The sequence below is a fragment of the Streptacidiphilus melanogenes genome (assembly GCF_000787835.1).
GTDB classification, from domain to species: domain Bacteria; phylum Actinomycetota; class Actinomycetes; order Streptomycetales; family Streptomycetaceae; genus Streptacidiphilus; species Streptacidiphilus melanogenes.
On record NZ_BBPP01000022.1, the window covers coordinates 63,375 to 85,121 of the forward strand.

Here is a 21,747-nt window from a genome sequence, read left to right on the forward strand (position 1 = left end):
CCGTCGTGACCGGAACGTCGTGCCCGGAGCGTGCCTAGAAGTCGTCGTCGAAGGAGACGGAGCCCTCGACAGCGATCTGGTAGGCGGAGACCCGGCGCTCGAAGAAGTTCGTCAGCTCCTGGACGTTCTGCAGCTCCATGAAGGCGAACGGGTTCTCCGAGCCGTAGCGGATCGGCAGGCCGAGGCGGGCGAGGCGCTGGTCGGCGACGCACTCGAGGTACTGGCGCATGGACTCGGTGTTCATGCCCGGCAGGCCCTCGCCGCACAGGTCGCGGGCGAACTGGAGCTCGGCCTCGACGGCCTCCTCCAGCATCGCGGTGACCCGCTGGCCCATCTCCTCGTCCCACAGCTCGGGCTCCTCGGCCCGCACGGTGTCGACGACGCGGAAGGCGAAGTCCATGTGCATGGACTCGTCGCGGAAGACCCAGTTGGTGCCGGTCGCCAGGCCGTGCAGCAGGCCGCGCGAGCGGAACCAGTAGACGTACGCGAAGGCGCCGTAGAAGAACAGGCCCTCGATGCACGCCGCGAAGCAGATCAGGTTGAGCAGGAAGCGGCGACGGTCGTCCTTGGTCTCCAGCTGGTCCAGCTTCTCGACGCTGTCCATCCAGCGGAAGCAGAACTGCGCCTTCTCGCGGATGGAGGGGATGTTCTCCACCGCCGCGAAGGCGGCCGTGCGGTCCTCCGGGTCGGGCAGGTAGGTGTCCAGCAGGGTCAGGTAGAACTGGACGTGCACGGCCTCCTCGAAGAGCTGGCGCGACAGGTACAGGCGCGCCTCCGGGGAGTTGATGTGCTTGTAGAGCGTCAGCACCAGGTTGTTGGAGACGATCGAGTCGCCGGTCGCGAAGAACGCGACCAGGCGGCCGATCATGTGGCGCTCGCCCTCGCTGAGCTTGGCCAGGTCCGCGACGTCGGAGTGGAGGTCGACCTCCTCCACGGTCCAGGTGTTCTTGATGGCGTTGCGGTAGTGCTCGTAGAAGTCCGGGTACCGCATCGGGCGGAGCGTCAGCTCGAAGCCCGGGTCCAGGATGTTCTTCTTCTTGGCGTCGGGGGTGGTGGTCATTACTGGCAGGCCTCGCAGGACTCGGGGTTCTCCAGGGAGCAGGCGACGGCTTCCGCCTCCGCCACCACCTGGGTGGTGGCCGCGCGGGCGATCCGGGTCGCCGGGCGCGAGCGCAGGTAGTAGGTGGTCTTCAGGCCGACCTTCCAGGCGTACGCGTACATCGAGCTGAGCTTGCCGATGGTGGGCGCGGCCATGAAGAGGTTCAGCGACTGGCTCTGGTCCAGGTACGGCATCCGGGCCGCGGCCAGGTCGATGAGCGCGCGCTGCGGCAGCTCCCAGGCCGTCCGGTAGAGGCGCTTGTACTCCTCCGGCAGGTCGGTGATCTCCTGGGCGGAGCCGTTGCCCTCGCGCAGTTCCTCGCGCGTGATCGCGTTCCACAGGCCGAGCTTCTTCAGGTCGGCCACCAGGTACGGGTTGACCTGGAGGAACTCGCCGGAGAGGGTCTCGCGCTTGAAGAGGTTGGAGACCTGCGGCTCGATGCACTCGTAAACGCCGGCGATGGAGGCGATGGTCGCGGTCGGCGCGACGGCCAGCAGCAGCGCGTTGCGCAGACCCGTCTCGGCGACGCGGGCGCGCAGGGCGTCCCAGCGCTCCGGCCACTCGGTGGTCACCGCGAAGTGGTCGATGTGGAGCTGACCGCGGGCGGCGCGGGTCTCCGCGTAGGCCTCGTGGCGGCCGAGGCGCTCGGCGAGGTCGCAGCTGGTCTCGTAGGCGGCCAGCATGATCCGCTCGGACAGCTTCGTCGACAGCGCCTTGGCCTCGGCGGAGTCGAAGTCCAGGCGGAGCTTGAAGAACACGTCCTGCAGGCCCATCATGCCCAGGCCCACCGGGCGCCAGCGGGAGTTGGACGCGCCGGCCTCGGGGGTCGGGTAGAAGTTGATGTCGATGACCCGGTCGAGGAAGGTCACGGCGGTGCGGACGGTCGCGTCGAGACGCTCCCAGTCGATGTCGCCGTTCTCGGTCACGTGCGCGCCGAGGTTGACGGAGCCGAGGTTGCAGACGGCCGTCTCGGAGTCGTCGGTGACCTCGAGGATCTCGGTGCACAGGTTGGAGGAGTGGACCGTGCGGCCGGGCAGTGCGGTCTGGTTGGCGGCGCGGTTGGAGGCGTCCTTGAAGGTCATCCAGCCGTTGCCGGTCTGCGCGAGGGTGCGCATCATCCGGGCGTAGAGGGTGCGGGCCGCGATGGTGCGGACGGCCTTGCCGGCCTGCTCGGCCTTGACGTAGGCGGCGTCGAACTCGGCGCCCCACAGGTCGACCAGCTCGGGCACGTCGCCGGGGGAGAACAGCGACCACTCGGTGTCGGCGTCGACGCGGCGCATGAACTCGTCCGGGATCCAGTGCGCCAGGTTGAGGTTGTGGGTGCGGCGCGCCTCCTCACCGGTGTTGTCGCGCAGCTCGAGGAACTCCTCGATGTCGGCGTGCCAGGTCTCCAGGTAGACGCAGGCCGCGCCCTTGCGGCGGCCGCCCTGGTTGACCGCGGCGACGGAGGCGTCGAGGGTGCGCAGGAACGGAACGATGCCGTTGGACTGGCCGTTGGTGCCGCGGATCAGCGAACCACGGGAGCGGACGCGGGAGTAGGACAGGCCGATGCCGCCGGCGTGCTTGGACAGGCGGGCGATCTGCGCGTAGCGGTTGTAGATCGAGTCCAGCTCGTCGAGCGGCGAGTCCAGCAGGTAGCAGGAGGACATCTGCGGATGCCGGGTGCCGGAGTTGAACAGCGTCGGCGAGCTGGGCAGGTAGTCCAGACGGCTCATCAGCCGGTACAGCTCGGCGACCTCCGCGACGGACTTCTCGTCCCCGCCGACCTCGAGACCGCAGGCGACGCGCAGCATGAACTGCTGCGGGGTCTCGACGACCTGGCGGGTGATCGGGTGGCGCAGCAGGTAGCGGGAGTACAGCGTGCGCAGGCCGAAGTACTCGAAGCGGTCGTCGCCGTGCGGGTCGACGACGGCGTCGAGGACGGCGGCGTGGGCGGCGACGAAGGCGGCGGTGCCGTCGCCGATGAGGCCCTCGCGGTGCCCGACGGCCACGGACGCCGCGAAGCAGGTCGCGCCCTGACCGGCGGCCTCCTCACGGATCTCCTCGGCCAGCAGGCGGGCGGCGAGGCGGGAGTACTGCGGGTCCTCGGCGATGAGCGCGGCGGCGGCCTCCATGGCGAGGCCGCGCAACTCCGCGTAGTCGGCCTTGGCGCTGCGGCCGCGCAGCGCGGCGGCGGCGACGCGGCCGGGGTCGACGGCGGTGAGGTCGGTGGAGCGCTCGGTCAGGGTGACCAGCAGTGCGGTGCCGGGGGCGTCCCCTCCCGCGCCGGGTCCGTGGTCGGACTCCCGTGCGGGCTGGGGCAGGGTGGCAACGGCGGTGTCCGTCATGTACGCGCTCGCTCCTCGTTGGCGGCCGGTGTCTGAGGGGTGCTCAGTCGGACCGCGTGAGAAGGCAGGCGGGAACAGGGCAGCGCGAAGCCAACCCGTCGGCCCACCCACGAGGCCCGGCGTTGCAGCGCCCGCGGCCGGGCAGGCCGGGGCGTGCTGACGGCAGGTACTCGGACTTGCGGGCAGGCCAGTTGTCGTGCAGGCCGTGGCAGCCGCTCACCGTTGCGGGGCAGTCCCGGACTCGCACCGGGTTCCCCTGCGTCGACAGCGAGCATGAGCATACATCTAGGGGCGAGCGCGTCGTGCAGCACCAGATGTTGTGTCGCCGCGTGATTCGTTCGAGTAACCGTTCGATCACCCGGGCGGGTCGGCAGCCGTCACGCAGGCGAGCCGTCCAGCTCCAGGGCGTAGGTGAAGAGGTCCATGCCGGGCACCGGCGACCAGTCCCGCGCGGGGGTGCGGACGAAGCCGAGCCGCTCGTAGATGCGGTGGGCGTAGGTCATGCTCTGCTGCGAGGACATGACGATCCGGGACAGTCCGAGCTCCGCGGCGCGGGCTATGACCGCACGCACCATCAGTTCCCCGATGCCGCGTCCGCGGGCGGCCGGCTCGGGGGCGACGGCGAGCATCCGGAACTCGCCCTCGCGGCCCTCGGCGAGGTCGGCGTAGGGGGAGCCGGGCGGCGCGAAGGTGACCGAGCCGAGGACGACGCCGGTCTCCTCGTCGACGGCGACGAGCAGCTCCGCCCTCTCGGCCCGGTCCCGGGGATCGCGCAGCAGTTTGGCGTAGTCGCCGTCACGCTGGGTGTGGCCGCCGCTGATGAAGGCCTCGGCGACGAGGTGACCTGCGGCGTCGTATTCGGAAGGGCGGGCGGGGCGGACGACGATGCTCATCCCTGAAGTGTGCCCGACGCTCCCGGAGCGACCGAGCGGCGTCCGGGCGGAGGCCGCCGGAGGGCGCGACGGACCGTCACATGCCATCGTCGATGAGTGATGAACTGGCGACGGAGCGGACGAGACAGCAGTCGGAGCGGCGGACGGGACGGTCGTCGGAGTGGCGGACGGCGCGGGGCCACAGGACTGGCGGCGGGGGCGATCTGCGCGGCGATCGGCCTGGCCGGATCGGTCGCGCTGCCGGCGACGGCGGCGCGGGCGGCGACCCATGCCGCCACCAGGCCCGGAGCCTGCGCGGGGGCGACGCGGTCCACCCCGGTGGTGGTGACGCTCAGGGGCGTCCGCTCGGTGTACGCGGCCGGCGGCCGCTGGTCGACGCTGCGGCTGACCGTTCACAACGGCACCCGGACCGTCTGCCGCCGGCTCCGGCCGGTCCTCGTCTACGGCGCGCGCAACCGCACGCTGCGCGTGGACGCGGTGCGGCTGGAGACCCGCCTCGGCGGGCACTGGCGAGCGGTCCCGCTCAGCGCCGCGCTGGGCGAGCTGACCGGCGCGGTCGGCCCGGCGGCGGGCCTGCGGCTGCACTCCGGGCAGACGACCACCCTCACCCTCCGCATGCGCCTCGCGCGAGGCGCCCCGCACGGCGAGTGGCTCTCCCTCGCGGTCGCCTACGCGCCCGTGCCGCACCAGGGCACGACGGTGATCTGGCCGGTCGGCGTCACCAACCCGGCCTACTTCCGCGTCGTCCCGAAACGCCCCGCCGCCCGCGCCACGCCCTTCCACTCCGGCTAACCTGTCGCTCCGCCTGGCCTAGGTGCCCGGCCTAGGTGTGGGCCAGGTGGGGGAGGATGTTCCAGCAGTCGAGGGTCAGGGCGCCCTTGGCGTCGCGGAGCCAGCGGGTGACGGAGGTGTTGGCGACGGCGCCGGTGCGGGCGAGGTCGGCGAGTTCGCCCTCCTGGAGGTCGTCGATGACGTGGCGGAGCAGCATCACCACCGCGTCGTGGGCGACGATCAGGACGCGGCGGTCCGGTTCCGTCTCGTACAGGTCGCGCAGCGCGCTGCGCAGGCGCAACGACACGTCGGAGTAGGACTCGCCGCCCGGAGGGCGCCAGCGGAGCTCGCCGAGGAGGCGTCTGCGGGCGGCCTCCTCGGGGTGGCGCAGTTCGATCGCCGCGGAGGTGAGCATCTCCAGCAGGCCGAGCTCGCGGTCCCGCAGCCGTTCGTCGGTGCAGAGTTCCGGCAGGGGCAGGCCCGCACGGTCCAGCTCCTCGACGATGAGCTCGGCGGTCTGCTGCGTGCGCAGGTAGGGGGAGACCCAGAGGCTGTGCGGCAGGTCCTCGCCGCTGCGGGAGGCGATCCAGCGGCCGAGCGCGCGGGCCTCCTCGCGGCCCTGCGCGGTGAGCGACAGGTCGGCGTCGCGGCAGCTGATGCCCACGTCGAGCGCGCCCACCGCCTCGGCGGCGTGGAAGGCCGCGTTCGCGGTGCTCTGGCCGTGCCGGACCGCGGTCAGCGACAGCGGGCCGGGCAGCGCGGGGAAGAGCCGCCGGGGCGCTGTTCGCAGGGCCCTCACGTGCTGGTCGTTCGGTGCCTGGTCGGTCAGTGCCACGGGTCGCCCCCTGGGATCGACTGGCCCGCCGCGGAAGTGCGAACGGGCCGCCGTTCCAGTGTGCGGGAGCGGGCGGCCCGTTCTAAGGGCGCATCAGGTGGTGACGGGAGCGATCACGTCCCTGCCGTGCTCCGGTCCCTCCGTGTCGCTGTCGGCCGGAGCGTCCCCGACGTCGGCGACGTAGTCGGCGGCGACGGTCTCGTCGACGCCCTCGGGGGCCTTCGCGGCCTTCAGGACCAGGGTGAGCACGACCGCCACGGCGAGGTTGAGCACCAGCGCGGTGACGCCGATGTAGCCGATCTGGCCGATCACCGGGATGTTCGCCGAGCTGCCGCCGAAGTGCGAGCCGGGCTTTCCGGCCGCGGCGACGCCGTAGGCCTTCCAGGTGCCGTAGGCCATGCCCGCCGCCCAGCCGGCCAGCAGCGCCCAGCGGTGGAACCAGCGGACGAACAGGCCGCCGACGATCGCCGGGAAGGTCTGCAGGATCCAGATGCCGCCGAGCAGTTGCAGGTTGATCGAGAACTGCTTGTCGATGCCGAGCACGAAGCCGAGCGCGCCGAGTTTGACCACCAGGGAGACCAGCTTGGCCACCTTGGTCTCCTCCGCGGGGGTGGCGTCCGGCTTGAGCAGGTCCTTGTAGATGTTCCTGGTGAACAGGTTGGCCGCGGCGATCGACATGATCGCTGCGGGCACCAGGGCGCCGATTCCGATCGCGGCGAAGGCCACGCCGGCGAACCAGCTCGGGAACATCTGCTGGAACAGCTGCGGGATCGCCAGCTGCGAGTTGTAGCCCTTGACGCCCTTGCCGACGCCGGCCGAGACGGCCATGAAGCCGAGCAGCGAGAGCAGGCCGAGCATCAGCGAGTAGGCCGGCATGACCGCGAGGTTGCGGCGGACGGTGAGCCGGTCCTTGGCGGCCATCACGCCGGTCGCCGAGTGCGGGTACATGAACAGCGCCATCGCCGAGCCGAGAGCGAGGGTGGCGTAGGCCCACTGCGCCTGCGCGCCGGGGACCATCGAGCCGCGCGGCTTGCCGGTGGCCGGGTTGGTCTTGGCCATGGCCCCGGCCGCGTCGTGGAAGATGTGGCCGTAGCCGCCGAGCCGGATCGGGATGTAGATGATCGCGACCAGGACGACGACATAGACCAGCGTGTCCTTGACGAACGCGATCAGCGCGGGCGCGCGCAGGCCGGAGCTGTAGGTGTAGGCCGCGAGCACCGCGAAGGCGATCAGCAGCGGCAGGTCCTTGCCGAAGCTGCTGCCGCCGCCGACGTGCAGGGTGTCCAGGACGGCCTGGATGCCCACGAGTTGCAGCGCGATGTAGGGCATGGTGGCGAGGATGCCGGTGAGGGCGACGGCCACCGCGACGCTCTTGCTGCCGTAGCGGCCGCGGGCGAAGTCGGCCAGCGTGACGTAGCCCTTGCTGCGGGCGACCGACCAGAGCCTGGGCAGGAACAGGAAGACCAGCGGCCAGGCGATGATCGTGTAGGGCACCGCGTAGAAGCCCTGCGCGCCCACGCCGTAGATCAGCGCCGGGACGGCGATGAAGGTGTAGGCGGTGTAGAGGTCCCCGCCGAGCAGGAACCAGCTGACCACGGTGCCGAAGGAGCGTCCGCCGAGGCCCCACTCGTCCAGGTGCTGGGCGTCGGTCGCCCTGCGCCAGCGTGCGGCGACGAAGCCGATCACGGTGACCAGCAGGAAGAAGAGGACGAAGACGAAGAGCGCGGTCCAGTCGGTCTTCACGCCTGCTCACCCCCGCGGGCGGGGCGCTGGGCCTTGCGCTGCTTCTCCTCGCGCGTGAACAGGACGTAGGCGAGTCCGGTCATCAGCGCCGACAGGACCACCCACAGGAGTTGGTACCAGTAGAAGAACGGGATCCCGGCGAGTGCGGGCTTGTCGGTCGCGTAGGAGTCGACCCAGAGCAGGGCCACGAAGGGTGCGGCCAGGAGCACTGCGCAGACCACGCGCACGGGCGTGACCAGCGGCAGGCGCGGTGCGGAGGGTTCGGACATGGACGGCGGCTCCCCCTTGCGTCGTTGACGGTTTGTTGATCAACGGAACAAGGGGAATCTAACCCCTTGCCGCGGCCACGTCACGAGTTCGGGTTGTGGTGGGGTCGTGCAGATGCGCCGGAGGAGAGCGCCGCGCAACAAAACGAGCGCCCCGCGGTCGTGCGGGGCGCTGTCGCGTGCGCGTGCGCCTGTGGCGCGCCGTCCGGGCTTACGCCTCCGGGCGGCGCAGGCGGGTGGTGAACTTGTAGCGGTCGCCGCGGTAGACCGAGCGGACCCACTCGACGGGCTCGCCGCCCGCGTCGAACGAGTGACGCGAGAGCAGCAGCATCGGCAGGCCGACGTCGGTGCCGAGCACGCCCGCCTCGCGCGGGGTGGCCAGCGAGGTCTCGATGGTCTCCTCGGCCTCGACGACGTGCACGCCGTAGACCTCGGTCAGCGCGGTGTAGAGCGAGTTGTACTTGACCAGGTTCCGGCGCAGCGCCGGGAAGCGCTTGGCGCTCAGGTGCGCGGTCTCGATGGCCATCGGGTCGCCGTTGGCCAGGCGCAGGCGCTCGACCCGCAGCACGCGGCCGCCGGGGCGGATGTCGAGCAGCTCGGCGAGCCGGTCGTCGGCGGTGATGTAGCCGACCTCCAGCAGCCGCGAGGTCGGCTCCAGGCCCTGGGCGCGCATGTCCTCGGTGTAGGACGTGAGCTGGAGCGCCTGGGAGACCTTGGGCTTGGCGACGAAGGTGCCCTTGCCCTGGATCCGCTCCAGCCGTCCCTCGACCACCAGCTCCTGCAGTGCCTGCCGCACCGTGGTGCGCGAGGTCTCGAACTCGAGCGCCAGCGTGCGCTCCGGCGGGACGGGCGTGCCCGGCGCCTGCGTCTGGGTGATCTGCAGCAGGTGGCGCTTGAGGCGGTAGTACTTCGGGACGCGGGCCGTGCCGCCGTTCTCCTGCGTCTGGGGCGCTTCCACGCCCACGCCCCCATCCGTCGTCATCGCGGGTTCTCGTTCCTTTCGGTGGGGTCCTCGCCCGGTCGCCGGTGCCGTCGTCGGCAGGCTGCTGCGGGACCAATGGTGGCACGTCGGCGCAACCCGGCAAGCATTGCCGAGACTACTGGCGGCACGGGCGCCGACCGCTCAGGCGATCCGGACGACCTGCGCACCCGGGCCCGCCAGTGCCTCCGCCGCGGCGACGCCGCAGACGCGGGCGCCACCGAAGGTGGTCAAGGTGGTGACGCCACGATCGGCCAGCACCGAGTCGACCCCGTAGGCGGTGCCGATCTCGACGACGACGGCGTCCGGCCGGGCGGCCGTCAGCTCCAGCGTCGCCCGCTGCATCCACGGGTGGCGGTGCAGGTCCCGCACAACGATCACCAGCGGACGCCCCACGGCCGCGCCCAGCAGCGGCTCGGTGTCGACCCGTCCGTCCGCGGCGTCGACCGCGGTGCGGATCAGGCCGGCCGTCTCCAGCCGGGCGACCGGGGCGCCGACGCGGGCGGCGGTGGTGCCCGGCAGGAACTCGCTCAGCGGCCCGGCGACACCCCACGGCGTCTCGGAGCCGACGGCGAAGTTGGCGGCCGGGGAGAACTCCACCACGTGCGGCACACCGTGCAGCGGCGCGAGCGTCCCGTGGACGCGCAGGGCGCGCCGCGCCGCCGTCAGCCCGATGCCGGGGGCGGCGGCCGCCTTCGTCTCGCGGCGCAGCTCCGCCGACCAGCGGGCGACGGCCCGGTTGCGTTCGGCGGCCTCGTGCAGCCGCTCCTCCGACAGTCGGCCCTCGCGGACCGCCCAGAGCAGCGCGTCGCGCAGGTAGCGGAAGGTGGCCTCGTCCTCCAGTCCGCCGCCGACGCAGATGGTGTCGGCGCCGACCGCGATGGCCTTGACCGTGCCCTCGGCGATGCCGTGCGTGCCGGAGATGGCGCCCATCTCGATGCCGTCGGTGACGATCAGTCCCTGGTAGCCCAGCTCGTTGCGGAGCAGGTCGTGCAGGATCGCCCGGGACATGGTGGCCGGCAGGTCGGGGTCGTAGGCGGGGAAGAGGATGTGCGCGGTCATGATCCCCTTGACGCCCGCGGCAACCGCGGCCTTGAACGGGACCAGGTGCTCGTCGAAGCCGTCGGCGGTCAGGTCGATGCGCGGCAGGCCCAGGTGGGAGTCGGCCGCGGTGTCGCCGTGTCCGGGGAAGTGCTTGGCGCAGGCGGCCACCCCGGCCGACTGGACGCCGCGCACGTAGGCGGCGGTGTGCCGGGCGGCCAGCTCGCCGTCGCCGCCGAAGGAGCGGACGCCGATGACGGGGTTGTCCGGGTTGGTGTTGACGTCCGCGTCCGGCGCGTAGTTGAGGTTGATGCCGGCGGCGGCGAGGTCGAAGCCGATGGACCGGGCGACCTCCTCGGTGAGCGCCACGTCGTCAACGGCGCCGAGCGCCAGGTTGCCGGGGTAGGAGGAGCCGCTGACAGCCTCCAGACGGGTGACGTCGCCGCCCTCCTCGTCGGTCGCGATCAGCACGTCGGGGTTGAGTGCGTAGAGCGAGGAGGTGAGCGCGGCGACCTGGTCCGGGTCGGCGATGTTGCGTCCGAAGAGCGCCACGCCGCCCAGCTCCCCCGAGTCGAGGTGGCGGCGCACCCAGTCGGGAGCCGTCAGACCGGAGAAGCCTGGCTGGAGCACCGCACCGGCGTCTGCGAGCAGTTGGACGGTGTCCGGGCCGGGGTTGGTCATGGTTCCTTCCCTCACGGGGTCTTGAAGCGTCCCCTGGCGGGGTCTCGAAGCGTCGGAGCGCGGTCGGGGGTGCGCTGAGCGGGCTGAGCGGGACATGCCCTGCGCACCCCCGGGCGCGTCAGCCCTTGACCGCGCCGGCGGTCAGGCCGGAGGCGACGCGACGCTGGAAGATGACGAACAGGATGATCACCGGCAGGGAGACCATCAGTGCGCCGGCCATCTGGGAGCCGTAGTCGGCACCGTGGGTCGGGGTCGAGGAGAAGCCGGTCAGCCACACCATCGCGGTCTGCTGGTCGTTGCTGGAGAGCAGGATGTTGGCGATGACGAACTCGTTCCACGCCTGGATCCAGCAGAAGACGCCGGTGGTGATCAGGCCGGGGACGGTCAGCGGCAGGATGACGCGCATGAAGGCGCCCCAGCGGGTGCAGCCGTCGACCAGGGCAGCCTCGTCGAGCTCTCTCGGGATGTTGACGATGAAGGACCGCAGCGTCCACACCACGTAGGGGATGGTGAAGACCAGGTAGGCCAGGATGACGCCGAAGCCCTGGTCGTACAGGCCGATGTTCTTCAGGATGAAGAACATCGGGATGACCAGCGAGAGCAGCGGGACCATCTGCACCACGAGCATGGCCGCGATGAAGAAGTTGCGGCCCGTGAACCGGAACCGGGCGACCGCGACGGCGCCGAGGAAGCCCACGGCCAGGCCCATGACGACCGCGCCGACGGTGATGATCGCGACGTTGCGCATGTCGGGCAGGAAGTTCGGGTCGGTGAAGACCGTCTTGAAGCTGGCGGTGCTGAAGCCGGTCGGCCAGAACGTCGGGTCGACGCTCAGCAGGTCCTTGCCGGTCTTGATCGGCGTGATGATCATCCAGTAGATCGGGAAGAACATCACCACCGCGAAGGCGACGGCGACGGCGTTCCAGATCGGCGTCGCCCACCGGCGGCGGCCGACCGCGTCGTCCTCGCGGCTGCGCCTGAGGCCATCGGGCCGGACGCGGGCGCCCTTGATGCTGAGTGCCATCAGTCCTGCTCTCCGATCTTGATGACCTGGCGGATGTAGAAGATGAGGACCGCCAGCATGAGCAGGATCATCAGGATCGAGATGACGGCGCTGGTGCTGTAGTGCGAACTGCCCAGACCCTGCTGGTAGAGGTAGATGCCGAGAACGCGGTAGCCCTCCTCGGGGGCGTTCTGGCGCAGCGCCCAGATCTGGCCGAAGACCTGGAAGTCCCAGATGAAGCTGAGGGCGGTGCACAGCACCAGGAAGGGCTTGATCACCGGCAGCACCACGTTCCGGAAGGTCTGCCAGCCGTTCGCGCCGTCCAGCTTCGACGCCTCGACGAGTTCCTTGGGCACCTGCGTCATCGCCGCGTTGATGCCGATCACCAGGAACGGCAGCGCGCCCCAGAGCACCGCCAGCGCGACCACGACGTACAGGCCCTGGTTCGAGTCGGCGAACCAGTCGTGCGTCCGCCAGCCCTTGTTCCCGGTCACCTGGTACAGGAGGTAGTCGACGACGCCGCCGGTGTTGGCGAAGAGCCAGCGGAAGACGGTGCCGGTGACGATCTGCGGGATGGCCCAGACGAACATCAGCGCGGTGACGACGGTGACCTTGGCCCAGTTGGAGACCCGCTGCAGCAGCAGGCCGAAGAGGAGGGCGAGCACGATGGAGGCGGTGACGACCTCCAGCGTGAACAGCACGGTCCGCTCGGTCGACTGCCAGAACTCGGCGCTGGAGAGCACCTTGGTGAAGCCGTCGAAGCCGATGAACTTCACCAGCGACGGCGCCGACAGGTGGAGGTAGTCGTTCACGTTCTGGAAGGCCAGAACGAACAGGTCCACCAGGGGGTAGGCCAGCACGCCCACCAGGACCACCACGGCAGGGGCGATCAGCACATAGGGGACGTAGTTCCCACGGATGCGCACGCCCCTGCGTGCCGCCTTCGGGGCCTTCGGCTCGTCGGCGGCGTCCGGCACGCGGTCGCTTTCGATCACACTCATCTTCAGGTCCTTCCTCACCCTTCCTCACCCGCCCGGGCGGAGCGGGCAACCGGCGAGGTGCTCCGGTTGCCCGCTCGGTGCGAGATCCGAGATCCGGTCGCTCAGCCCGCGTTCAGGTCGGCGAGGATGGTCGTCTGCGCCGTGGTGAGCTCGCTGTTCGCGTCCTTGCCGGTGGCGATGTCGCTCAGCGCGTTCTGCAGCGCGACCTCGTCGGAGGCCTGGCTCCAGTAGGGGCTGTTGGGGATGAACCAGGTCTTGCCCATGGCCGCCTCACCGGTGGCCTTGTTGGCGGGGGACGCCGCCTCGTAGGCCGGGACGAGGGTCTTGTTGTTCGGGATCGCGAACTTGGCCAGCGCGGTCTGCTGGGCGGTGTTGGTGAAGATGCGCAGGAACTCGGCTCCCAGGCCCGGGTTGGCGGCGTGGCTCGGGACGGCCAGGTCGGAACCGCCGAGGAAGGCCGGGGTCGGGGCGTCGGCGGTGGCTCCGGGGAGCGGGACCTCGCCGAGGACGTTGGCCAGGGCCGGGTTCCCGCCCTGTGCGGCCGGGGCGGCGACCGAGCCGGCCTCCCAGCCGTTGCCCACGATGGCGGCGATGTTGCCCTTGGCCATCAGCGCGTCCTGGTTGTTCTCGTCGACGGTCTGACCGCCCACCGAGTAGTTCTTCTGCAGGTCGGCCCAGGTCTGGATGCCCTTGACGAAGTTCGGGTCGGTCAGCGTGCCGGACCACTTGCCGCTGCTGCTCTTGGCTATGACACCGGCGGTGCCGAAGTCCGCCGCACCGAAGGAGACTGCGGTGTACCAGTCCTTGCCCGGCAGGTAGAGCGCGGAGAAGTTCGGGTTGGAGGCGTTCTTGGCCTTGACCTTGGCGAGGTCCGCCTGGAGCTCGTCCAGGGTGGTGGGCGGCGTGGTGACGCCGGCCGCGGCGAAGAGGTCCTTGCGGTAGATCAGGACGCGGGAGCCGGCGTAGTACGGGATGGCGTAGGTCTTGGTGCCGTCGCCGTTCTGGCCGGAGGCGGCCAGGGAGTCCAGCCAGGAAGAGGAGTTGTCGAACTTGTCCTTGACCGAGGTCAGGTCGACGAAGGAGCCGGCCGCGATGTACTTGGCGGTCTGGGTGTTGCCCAGCTCCAGCGCGTCGGGGGCGTTGCCGGAGAGCAGGGCCGTGTCCAGCTTGGTGCTGTAGTTCGGCCAGTTCTGCCACTCGATGTTGACCTTGGCACCGGTCTCGTCCTGGAACTGCTTGACCGCCGCGTTGACCACACCCGGCCAGCCCTTCTGGGCGTCCTGCATGATCCAGACGGTGATCGTCTTGCCCTTGCCGTCCGTGGAGAGCGTGCCCTGGGAGGACGAGCCGGTCGAGGACGAAGAGGAGCAGGCAGCCACGGACAGAACGGTCGCCAGTGCGGCGGCTGCAGCGATCTTGCGCTTCAAAACTTCCTCCTGAGGGAGAAGCGAGTGGCACCGGCTGTTCTCGGAGGAGTTCCGATGCTTGACCGTGCCGGAAGTGGGGGTGCGGGTGGAGGCGCTAGCGCCCAACGCTCCGACGCAGCTACCCGATTGGTGTAGACCAGTGAACGGAGATTGGCATGGACCAATGAGCACCGTCAAGGCCTCTCGGTGGAGCACTTCCAAGCCGTTATCAATGCTTGACATGGGGTCGGCCCGGCTGCGCGCGGTCATGTCAGGACTGGACCATTACCCTCCGGGAAATCCCCCGAATCCGGGCCTATGCGGGCGAGTCCGCCGCTGGGTGACGGTCTGATAACGGCTCACCCGGTATCTCTCCTCCGCCCTTGACGGCCGCTTCCGGGCACCGTGAGACTCCCGCAATTGGTCGAGACCATTGGGGAGAGTGGTGCGAACATGAGACGTCGTGGCGTCGCTGCCGGGATCTATTCGACCGTCGCCGCCTTCGGCCTGAGCGCCTGCGCGCTGGTCGGCGCGGGGGCCGCCGGGCACGGCAGGCCCTCGCCGACCAGCTGGCACGGGAAGACCCTGGTCGTCTGGCTGATGCAGGGCGACAACCAGCAGGCCTGGATGACCTCCGTCCAGCAGGAGTTCCAGCGTGACTACCCCGGGGCCAAGGTCGACTTCGAGGTCCAGGACTGGGCCGGCATCCAGCAGAAGGTGACCGATGCGCTCGCGCAGGTGAACCCGCCGGACGTGATCGACATCGGCAACACGCAGACCCCCTACTACGCCGCCAACGGCGGGCTGCTCCAGCTCACCCCCTATCTCGCCGAGCTCGGCGCGAGCGGTTGGACCAGGTCGATGAACGCCTCGACGCTGTTCCGGGGCAAGCAGTACGCGGCGCCGTGGTACGCGGGCAATCGCGTGGTGATGTACAACAAGCTGCTCTGGAAGCGGGCCGGTCTCGGCGCCCCGCCGCAGACCGTGGAGGAGTGGGAGAGCGATCTCGCCAGGCTGCAGAACACCAGCGGCGTCTCCTCCGCGCTGTGGCTTCCCGGTCAGAACTGGTACGCCTTCGACGGCTTCCTGCAGGACGAGGGCGCGCAGATCGTCAAGCAGTCGGACGGTGTCTGGGAGGGCGAGCTCGACAGCCCGGCGGCCCTGAAGGCCGCGGCACTCTTCAAGAAGCTCCAGGCCTTCGGGCGCGCCCCGGTGGACGGCAATGAGGCGAACCAGGCCAAGGACTTCGCCAAGGGCGACGTCGGCTGCATGATCGCCATGGGCTACGAGGGCGCCGAGGTCGTCGCGGCCAACCCGTCCCTGAACGGCCAGATCGGCTGGTTCCCCATCCCCGGCGCCACCGCGGGCCGGCCGGCCAAGACCTTCCTCGGCGGCTCGGACCTGACGATCTCGCAGAACACCCCGAACAAGGACCTCGCGATCGGCTTCCTGAAGGTCGCCCTGGACGACGCGAACGAGGCGCTGATGGCCAAGTCCTCGGGCTTCCTGCCGAACCGCGCGAGCCTGTATCCGGCGCTGGCCGGCAACGCGTACGCCCAGGCCGCGGCGAAGTCCGTCCCGTACGCCGGCTACACGCCCCTGCTGCCGACCTGGGGCAACGTGGAGACGGCCCCGAACCCGGTGATCACCCTCTTCCTCACCCCGTTCCTCGAGGGCAAGGACCCCGACACCGCCGCCCGGGCGGCGGACATGGAGATGAGCAACCGGCTGAGCTGGAACTGAGGCCTTGAGGGGCCGAGACGGCGAAAGGCCGCGAGTGCCGGGGGCGGGACCCTCAACCCGCGCCGGCACCGCGGCCTTCGGCCTCGTCGGAGGAGGAGTCCGCCGGAGGCGTTCACGGGTGTGCGGGCCCGTGGCGCGGCGGCGGATCGACCGACGGTGGGGAGCGGTGGCCGCGCGGTCAGGGCAGATGCGCGAGGCGGTCGCTCCTTGGTGCTGGTTCGATTGTGGACTAGACCATTCTTTGTTGTCCAGACCAATGCCGGTGACAATCCGCGGAATCCCCGGCCGCCCGAAATCGCCCGGTCCGGCCCGGCGGCTGTGAGGCGGTTACCCTCGGGCCATGCCTTCCCTGAACGAGCTGGTGCGCCACCACACCTCGCTGGAACCCGCCGACGTGGAGTGGATCCACCTGCTGGTCTCCGAATGGCAGCTGCTCTCGGACCTGTCCTTCGCCGACCTCGTGCTCTGGGTTCCGACCCGGGACGGCACCCGCTACGTCTCCCTGGCCCAGATGCGGCCCAACACCGGCCCGACCTCCTACCAGGACGACATGGTCGGCCACCTCGTGCCGCGGGGCCGCAGACCGCTGCTGGACATGGCGCTCGACGAGGGCAGGATCGTCCGTGAGGGTGACCCCGAGTGGCGCGAGGACGTACCCGTTCGGGTGGAGTCGATCCCGGTCCGCCGGGAGGGGCGCATCCTCGGCGTGATCGCCCGCAACACCAACCTGCTGACCGTGCGCACGCCCAGCCGGCTGGAGCTCACCTATCTGCAGAGCGCCTCCGACCTGGCCCAGATGATCGCCAACGGCACCTTCCCCTTCCTGGGGGAGCAGGTGGACATGGACGCCTCGCCCCGCGCCGGCGACGGACTGATCCGGCTCGACGCCGACGGCGTCGTCACCTACGCCAGCCCCAACGCGCTCTCCGCCTACCACCGGCTCGGCCTCAACTCCGACCTGGTCGGACTGAACCTCGGCAAGACCACCGCCGACCTGATCCCGCCCACCCGCGGCCCGGTCGACGAGGCGCTGGTCAAACTGGCCAGCGGCTGGGCCCCGCGGCAGACCGAGATCGAGCACCCCGAGGCCGTGGTCCAGCTGCGCACCATCCCGCTCAAGCCCAAGGGCGAGACCATCGGCTCACTGGTGCTGTTGCGCGACGTCACCGAGCTGCGCCGCCGCGAGCGCGAGCTGATGACCAAGGACGCGACGATCCGGGAGATCCACCACCGGGTCAAGAACAACCTGCAGACCGTCGCCGCGCTGCTGCGCCTCCAGTCGCGCCGGATGGACTCCGACCCCGCCCGGGCCGCGCTCGACGAGGCGGTGCGCCGCGTCGGCTCGATCGCGATCGTCCACGAGACGCTGTCGATGGCTCTGGACGAGCGGGTCGCCTTCGACGAGATCGCCGACCGGGTGCTGGCCATGGTGATGGAGCTCTCGCCCGACGGCCGGGTGACCGCGCGGCGCGACGGAAGCTTCGGGATCCTCTCCGCGGAGGTGGCCACGCCGCTGTCGATGATCCTCACGGAGATCCTGCAGAACGCGCTCGAGCACGCCTACGGCCCCAAGGCGGGCGGTGTGGTGGAGGTCGCGGCCCGCCGTGAGGACGGTGTGTTGCACATCACCGTCACCGACGACGGCTCCGGACTGCCCGAGGGCTTCGATCCGCAGACCGCCGGAAACCTGGGTCTCCAGATCGTCCGTACGCTTGCGGCCGGGGAGCTGGGCGGGAGCTTCGACATGAGGCCCGCGCCGCACGGCGGGACCGAGGTAGTCCTCGAAATCCCGTTTGGCTGACTGTAGGTCTGTTTTTACCAGTTACACACCCGAGCAGCGACAACCTCACGGGATGCCGGCTCGTCTACAGTCCCGGACGCCACAAGCGCAGCTCATGGCGCCGAGCAGGACCACCCCTACCCGACGCCCGGCGAGAAAACCCAAGTGGATCAAGAGAACTTCATCGTGCCCGCCAACCCCACCGTCTCGGGCGGGGGAGTCATCACGGCTCCGGCGTGGCAGCAGCGGGACGCGGCCCGGCCGGCCGCACCGGACTGGTCCGTAGGAGCGGTCTGGCCGACGGCCGACCCGGCTCCGGCCCGGACGCTGCTGGACATCCTGGACGAGACCGCCTGGCGTCACCCCGACGCCCCGGCCCTGGACACCGGCACCGCCGTCCTCTCCTACCGGCAACTGCTCCACGCCGTCGGCAACCTGGCGGCGGAGCTGGCCGGCTACGGCATCGGACCCGGCGACCGCGTCGGTGTCCGCGTGCCCAGCGGCACACCCGAGCTCTACCTCGGCATCCTCGGCGTCCTGCGCGCCGGCGCCGCCTACGTCCCCGTCGACGTGGACGACCCGGACGAGCGCGCGGAGATGATCTGGACCGACGCCGGGGTCTGCGCCATCGTCGGCGAAGGTCTGTCCGTCGTCGCCGGCCCCAGCCCCACCGGCGGGGAGCCAGGCGCAGCGCGCGTCACCGACGACGCCTGGATCATCTTCACCTCCGGCACCACCGGGCGCCCCAAGGGCGTCGCCGTCACCCACCGCAGCGCCGCCGCCTTCGTCGACGCGGAGGCACGGCTGTTCCTGCGGCAGGCGCCGCTCGGTCCCGGCGACCGTGTGCTGGCCGGTCTCTCGGTCGCCTTCGACGCCTCCTGCGAGGAGATGTGGCTGGCCTGGCGCCACGGTGCCTGCCTGGTGCCCGCGCCGCGCTCGCTGGTCAAGGCCGGCACCGACCTCGGCCCCTGGCTGGTCGAGCGCGGTATCACCGTCGTCTCCACCGTGCCCACCCTGGTCGCGCTCTGGCCCGAGCAGGCGCTGGACCGGGTCCGGCTGCTGATCGTCGGCGGGGAGGCGTGCCCGCCGGAACTGGTCGAGCGCCTCGCCGTCTCCGGCCGCGAGTTCTGGAACACCTACGGCCCCACCGAGGCCACCGTCGTCGCCTGCGCCTCGCTGATGCGCGCGGGCGAACCGGTGCGCATCGGCGCGCCGCTGGACGGGTGGGAGCTGGCCGTGGTCGGCTCCGACAACAGGCCCGTCGCCTGGGGCGAGATCGGCGAGCTGGTCATCGGCGGTGTCGGTACCGCCCGCTACCTCGACCCGGCCAAGGACACCGAGAAGTTCGGCGCCGAGCCCTGGCACGGCCGTCGCGAACGCGTCTACCGCAGCGGCGACCTGGTCCGCGCCGACCCCGAGGGGCTGGTCTTCGTCGGCCGCGCCGACGAGCAGGTCAAGCTCGGCGGCCGCCGGATCGAGCTCGGCGAGGTCGACGCGGCGCTGCAGGCGCTGCCGGGCGTCCGCGCGGCGGCCGCCGCCGTCAAGGAGACCCCGGCGGGCGGCCAGGTGCTGGTCGGCTACCTCGTCCCGGACGGCGCAGGCGAGCCCGAACTGGCCGCGCTGCGAACCCAGTTGCTCGACCGGCTGCCGCAGGCCCTGGTGCCGGTGCTGGCCGTCGTGTCGGAGCTGCCGACGCGCACCTCCGGCAAGGTCGACCGCAAGGCGCTGCCCTGGCCGCTGCCGGGTGTCGGCACGGACGCCGGCGCGGACGCAGGCGGCCCGCTGCACGGCACCGCCGCCTGGCTGGGTGAGCAGTGGCAGGCCGTGCTCGGCGTGCCGGTGGGACCGGAGAGCGACTTCTTCGCGCTCGGCGGCACCAGCCTCGCTGCGGCCAAGCTCGTGTCGCTGCTGCGGCAGCGCTTCCCCGGCGCGTCCGTGGCCGACCTCTACCAGCAGCCCCGGCTGCAGTCGCTCGCCGACCACCTCGACGGCGGCGTGATCGAGACGGGGGAGGCGCGCGAGGTCCGGCCGGTGCCGCGCCACGTCGGCCTGTACCAGGCGCTGGTGCTCGCCGTCCTCTACACCCTCACCGGCCTGCGCTGGGTGCTGGCGCTCGCTGCCGTCGACAACGTCATAGGGCCGCTGCCGTGGGCTCCGCACACCTCCTGGACGCTGATCGCTGGCGGCTGGGTGCTGCTCTCCAGCGCCTTCGGCCGCTCCCTCGTCGGGGCCCTCGGCGCCCGGATGCTGACAGCGGGTCTGAAGCCCGGCAGCTACCGCCGCGGCGGCTGGAACCATCTTCGGCTGTGGACCGCGGAGCGGCTCGTCGGCATGTTCAACGTGGCCGCCGTCATCGGCACGCCCATGGCCCGCCGCTACGCGCGCCTGCTCGGCTGCCGCGTCGGCCGTGACGTCGAGCTGCACAGCATGCCGCCGGTCACCGGCATGGCCGTCTACGGCGACGGCTGCGCCGTGGAGACCGAGGTCGACGCGGCCGGCTGGTGGCTCGACGGCGACGTGCTCCACCTGGGCACGATCCGGATCGGCAAGGGCGCCCGGGTCGGCACCCGGACCATGCTGATGCCCGGCGCCGAGATCGGCTACGACGCCGAGGTGCTGCCCGGCAGTTGCGTGATCGGCCGCGTTCCGGCCCGCGCCCGCGTCCACGGCAGCCCGGCCGTCCCGGACGAGCGGCCGGTGCCGGAGCAGGAGCAGTGGCCCGAGCCCGCGCACCGCCGCTCGCGGCTGTGGAACCTGGCCTTCGCCGTCGCGCTGCCCGGCTTCCAGCTGCTGCCGCTGCTCTCGGCGCTGCCGGCCGTCGTGGTGCTCTGGCTGCTGATCGGCAAGGACCCCTCCTACCTCGGCGTCTTCGACCGGATCCTGGTGGCCTCCGTCCCGCTGGCCCTGGTGACCACGGTCCTGTACGCGCTGGCCGTCGTGGTGACGGTCCGGCTGTTCTCCCTCCCGATCAAGCCGGGCCTGCACCCCGCGCACGGCAAGGTCGGCTTCTGCGTCTGGGCCGTCCACAACCTGATGGGCTCGGCCCGGGTCACCCTCTTCCCCCTCTACGCCAGCCTGATGACGCCGCTGTGGCTGCGGATGCTCGGCGCGAAGCTCGGCCGCCGGGTCGAGGCGTCGACCGTCATCGGCCTGCCCGGCCTGATGCGGGTCGACGACCACGCCTTCCTGGCCGACGACACGATGGTCGGCTCCTTCGCCGTCGGCGGCGGCTGGCTGCGGCTCGGCGTCTCGTCGGTCGGCAAGCGCTCCTTCGTCGGCAACTCGGGCATCGTCGGTCCCGGCCGGGCGCTGCCGGACGACTCGCTGGTCGGCGTGCTCTCCGACGCGCCGCCCTCGTCCGAGCCGGGCAGCTCGTGGCTGGGCCGTCCCGGCATGCGCGTGCAGCGCGTCGTCGAGGGCGGCGACGACACCGCCCGCACCTACGACCCGCCGCGCCGACTCGTCCGGGCCCGTGCGCTGGTGGAGCTGTGCCGCATCCTGCCGGTGCTGATCACGGTGCTGCTCGGCGACCTGGCCGCGACCGCCCTGCAAGCGCTCTTCGACTGGGACGGGCTGGCCACCTCCGCCGTGCTGGCGGGCGTGCTGCTGCTGGTCCTCGGGGTGACGGCGTGTCTGATCACCACCCTCGCCAAGTGGTTGCTGGTGGGCCGCTTCCGTGAGGGGCAGAAGCCGCTGTGGAGCTCCTTCGTGTGGCGCAACGAGCTCTTCGACACCTTTGTCGAGGAGCTGGCGATGCCGTGGCTGGGCGGAACGCTCGTCGGCACGCCCTTCTTCACCCTGTGGCTGCGCAGCCTGGGCACCCGGATCGGCCGCGGCGTGTGGTGCGAGTCGCACTGGTTCCCTGAGACGGACCTGATCGGCATCGGTGACGGAGCCACCGTCAACCGCGGTGTGGTGGTGCAGACCCACCTCTTCCACGACCGGCTGATGCGCATGGACGCCATCGAGGTGGAGGCGGGGGCGACCATCGGCCCGCACTCGATCGTGCTGCTCGGCTCGACGCTGGGGGAGGGGGCCGTGGTCGGCCCGTCCTCGCTGGTGATGCGCGGCGAGTCGGTGCCGGCGGGCAGCCGCTGGCTCGGCAACCCGGTGCGCCGCTGGGCGTAGCGGACGAGGAAGCCCCCCGACCGCCGCGCGGTCGGGGGGCTTCCTTGATGC

At 71.1% G+C, this 21,747-nt stretch carries 15 protein-coding genes and 1 riboswitch; of the genes, 4 read left to right on the plus strand and 11 right to left on the minus strand.

Features of this window, described 5'->3' with window-relative positions; genetic code table 11:
- Nucleotides 1–34: 34 nt before the first annotated feature.
- The 3 genes from TR49_RS22745 to TR49_RS22755 form a co-directional block, all read right to left on the minus strand.
- Nucleotides 35–1,060 (minus strand): ribonucleotide-diphosphate reductase subunit beta, encoded by a 1,026-nt coding sequence (locus TR49_RS22745; RefSeq protein WP_042384427.1) that lies wholly within the window; start codon nt 1,058–1,060, stop codon nt 35–37.
- A complete protein-coding gene (locus TR49_RS22750) occupies nt 1,060–3,426 on the minus strand; it encodes a ribonucleoside-diphosphate reductase subunit alpha (RefSeq protein ID WP_084725263.1) in 2,367 nt (788 codons plus the stop codon). Before TR49_RS22750 ends, TR49_RS22745 begins: the two co-directional genes overlap by 1 nt.
- Before the next feature lie 144 nt (nt 3,427–3,570).
- Nucleotides 3,571–3,717, minus strand: a riboswitch (cobalamin riboswitch).
- Between the two features lie 86 nt (nt 3,718–3,803).
- Nucleotides 3,804–4,319 carry a GNAT family N-acetyltransferase gene (locus TR49_RS22755; RefSeq protein ID WP_042384429.1) on the minus strand — a complete coding sequence of 172 codons (516 nt, stop codon included), beginning with the start codon at nt 4,317–4,319 and terminating at the stop codon, nt 3,804–3,806.
- 324 nt (nt 4,320–4,643) lie between these two features.
- Here TR49_RS22755 and TR49_RS22760 point away from each other — a divergent pair, with 324 nt between their 5' ends.
- Complete coding sequence (locus TR49_RS22760) at nt 4,644–5,111, plus strand: hypothetical protein (RefSeq protein WP_152627408.1); 468 nt, start codon at nt 4,644–4,646, stop codon at nt 5,109–5,111.
- A 31-nt stretch (nt 5,112–5,142) separates the two neighbouring features.
- On the opposite strand, the gene TR49_RS22765 is transcribed toward TR49_RS22760, so the two are convergent.
- The 8 genes from TR49_RS22765 to TR49_RS22800 form a co-directional block, all read right to left on the minus strand.
- The gene (locus tag TR49_RS22765) at nt 5,143–5,925 is read right to left on the minus strand and encodes a histidine phosphatase family protein (RefSeq protein ID WP_052434546.1); all 783 of its coding nucleotides are present in this window, start codon (nt 5,923–5,925) and stop codon (nt 5,143–5,145) included.
- Between the two features lie 93 nt (nt 5,926–6,018).
- Entirely contained in the window at nt 6,019–7,668 is a 1,650-nt protein-coding gene (gene mctP, locus TR49_RS22770; protein WP_084725265.1) for a monocarboxylate uptake permease MctP, read from the minus strand.
- Nucleotides 7,665–7,937: a DUF3311 domain-containing protein gene (locus TR49_RS22775; protein ID WP_042384433.1), complete on the minus strand. Its 273-nt coding sequence runs from the start codon at nt 7,935–7,937 to the stop codon at nt 7,665–7,667. Before TR49_RS22775 ends, mctP begins: the two co-directional genes overlap by 4 nt.
- Before the next feature lie 208 nt (nt 7,938–8,145).
- On the minus strand, nt 8,146–8,916 hold the full coding sequence (locus TR49_RS22780) for a GntR family transcriptional regulator (protein WP_042384436.1): 771 nt from the start codon (nt 8,914–8,916) through the stop codon (nt 8,146–8,148).
- Between the two features lie 141 nt (nt 8,917–9,057).
- A complete protein-coding gene (locus TR49_RS22785) occupies nt 9,058–10,635 on the minus strand; it encodes a glycoside hydrolase family 3 protein (RefSeq protein WP_042384438.1) in 1,578 nt (525 codons plus the stop codon).
- Between the two features lie 118 nt (nt 10,636–10,753).
- Complete coding sequence (locus TR49_RS22790) at nt 10,754–11,659, minus strand: carbohydrate ABC transporter permease (RefSeq protein ID WP_084725267.1); 906 nt, start codon at nt 11,657–11,659, stop codon at nt 10,754–10,756.
- The gene (locus tag TR49_RS22795; RefSeq protein ID WP_052434554.1) at nt 11,659–12,639 is read right to left on the minus strand and encodes a carbohydrate ABC transporter permease; all 981 of its coding nucleotides are present in this window, start codon (nt 12,637–12,639) and stop codon (nt 11,659–11,661) included. The genes TR49_RS22790 and TR49_RS22795 overlap by 1 nt, the downstream gene beginning before the upstream one ends.
- A gap of 101 nt (nt 12,640–12,740) precedes the next feature.
- Complete coding sequence (locus TR49_RS22800) at nt 12,741–14,066, minus strand: extracellular solute-binding protein (protein WP_042384440.1); 1,326 nt, start codon at nt 14,064–14,066, stop codon at nt 12,741–12,743.
- 432 nt (nt 14,067–14,498) lie between these two features.
- On the opposite strand from TR49_RS22800, the gene TR49_RS22805 reads away from it, so the two are divergent.
- The 3 genes from TR49_RS22805 to TR49_RS22815 all read left to right on the plus strand — a co-directional run bounded on the left by TR49_RS22805 (nt 14,499) and on the right by TR49_RS22815 (nt 21,696).
- A complete protein-coding gene (locus tag TR49_RS22805) occupies nt 14,499–15,788 on the plus strand; it encodes an extracellular solute-binding protein (RefSeq protein ID WP_042384443.1) in 1,290 nt (429 codons plus the stop codon).
- Between the two features lie 340 nt (nt 15,789–16,128).
- Nucleotides 16,129–17,589, plus strand: a complete 1,461-nt coding sequence (locus tag TR49_RS22810) for a sensor histidine kinase (RefSeq protein WP_042384445.1) — start codon at nt 16,129–16,131, stop codon at nt 17,587–17,589.
- Nucleotides 17,590–17,733: 144 nt separating this feature from the next.
- A complete protein-coding gene (locus TR49_RS22815; RefSeq protein WP_236653496.1) occupies nt 17,734–21,696 on the plus strand; it encodes a Pls/PosA family non-ribosomal peptide synthetase in 3,963 nt (1,320 codons plus the stop codon).
- Nucleotides 21,697–21,747 lie beyond the last annotated feature (51 nt).

Bases quoted from the DNA above. Each gene is read 5' to 3' on its own strand.
- TR49_RS22745 (WP_042384427.1), bottom strand. From the start codon at position 1,060: ATGACCACCACCCCCGACGCCAAGAAGAAGAACATCCTGGACCCGGGC.
- TR49_RS22750 (WP_084725263.1), bottom strand. From the start codon at position 3,426: ATGACGGACACCGCCGTTGCCACCCTGCCCCAGCCCGCACGGGAGTCC.
- TR49_RS22755 (WP_042384429.1), bottom strand. From the start codon at position 4,319: ATGAGCATCGTCGTCCGCCCCGCCCGCCCTTCCGAATACGACGCCGCA.
- TR49_RS22775 (WP_042384433.1), bottom strand. From the start codon at position 7,937: ATGTCCGAACCCTCCGCACCGCGCCTGCCGCTGGTCACGCCCGTGCGC.
- TR49_RS22780 (WP_042384436.1), bottom strand. From the start codon at position 8,916: ATGACGACGGATGGGGGCGTGGGCGTGGAAGCGCCCCAGACGCAGGAG.
- TR49_RS22785 (WP_042384438.1), bottom strand. From the start codon at position 10,635: ATGACCAACCCCGGCCCGGACACCGTCCAACTGCTCGCAGACGCCGGT.
- TR49_RS22790 (WP_084725267.1), bottom strand. From the start codon at position 11,659: ATGGCACTCAGCATCAAGGGCGCCCGCGTCCGGCCCGATGGCCTCAGG.
- TR49_RS22795 (WP_052434554.1), bottom strand. From the start codon at position 12,639: ATGAGTGTGATCGAAAGCGACCGCGTGCCGGACGCCGCCGACGAGCCG.
- TR49_RS22805 (WP_042384443.1), top strand. From the start codon at position 14,499: ATGAGACGTCGTGGCGTCGCTGCCGGGATCTATTCGACCGTCGCCGCC.
- TR49_RS22810 (WP_042384445.1), top strand. From the start codon at position 16,129: ATGCCTTCCCTGAACGAGCTGGTGCGCCACCACACCTCGCTGGAACCC.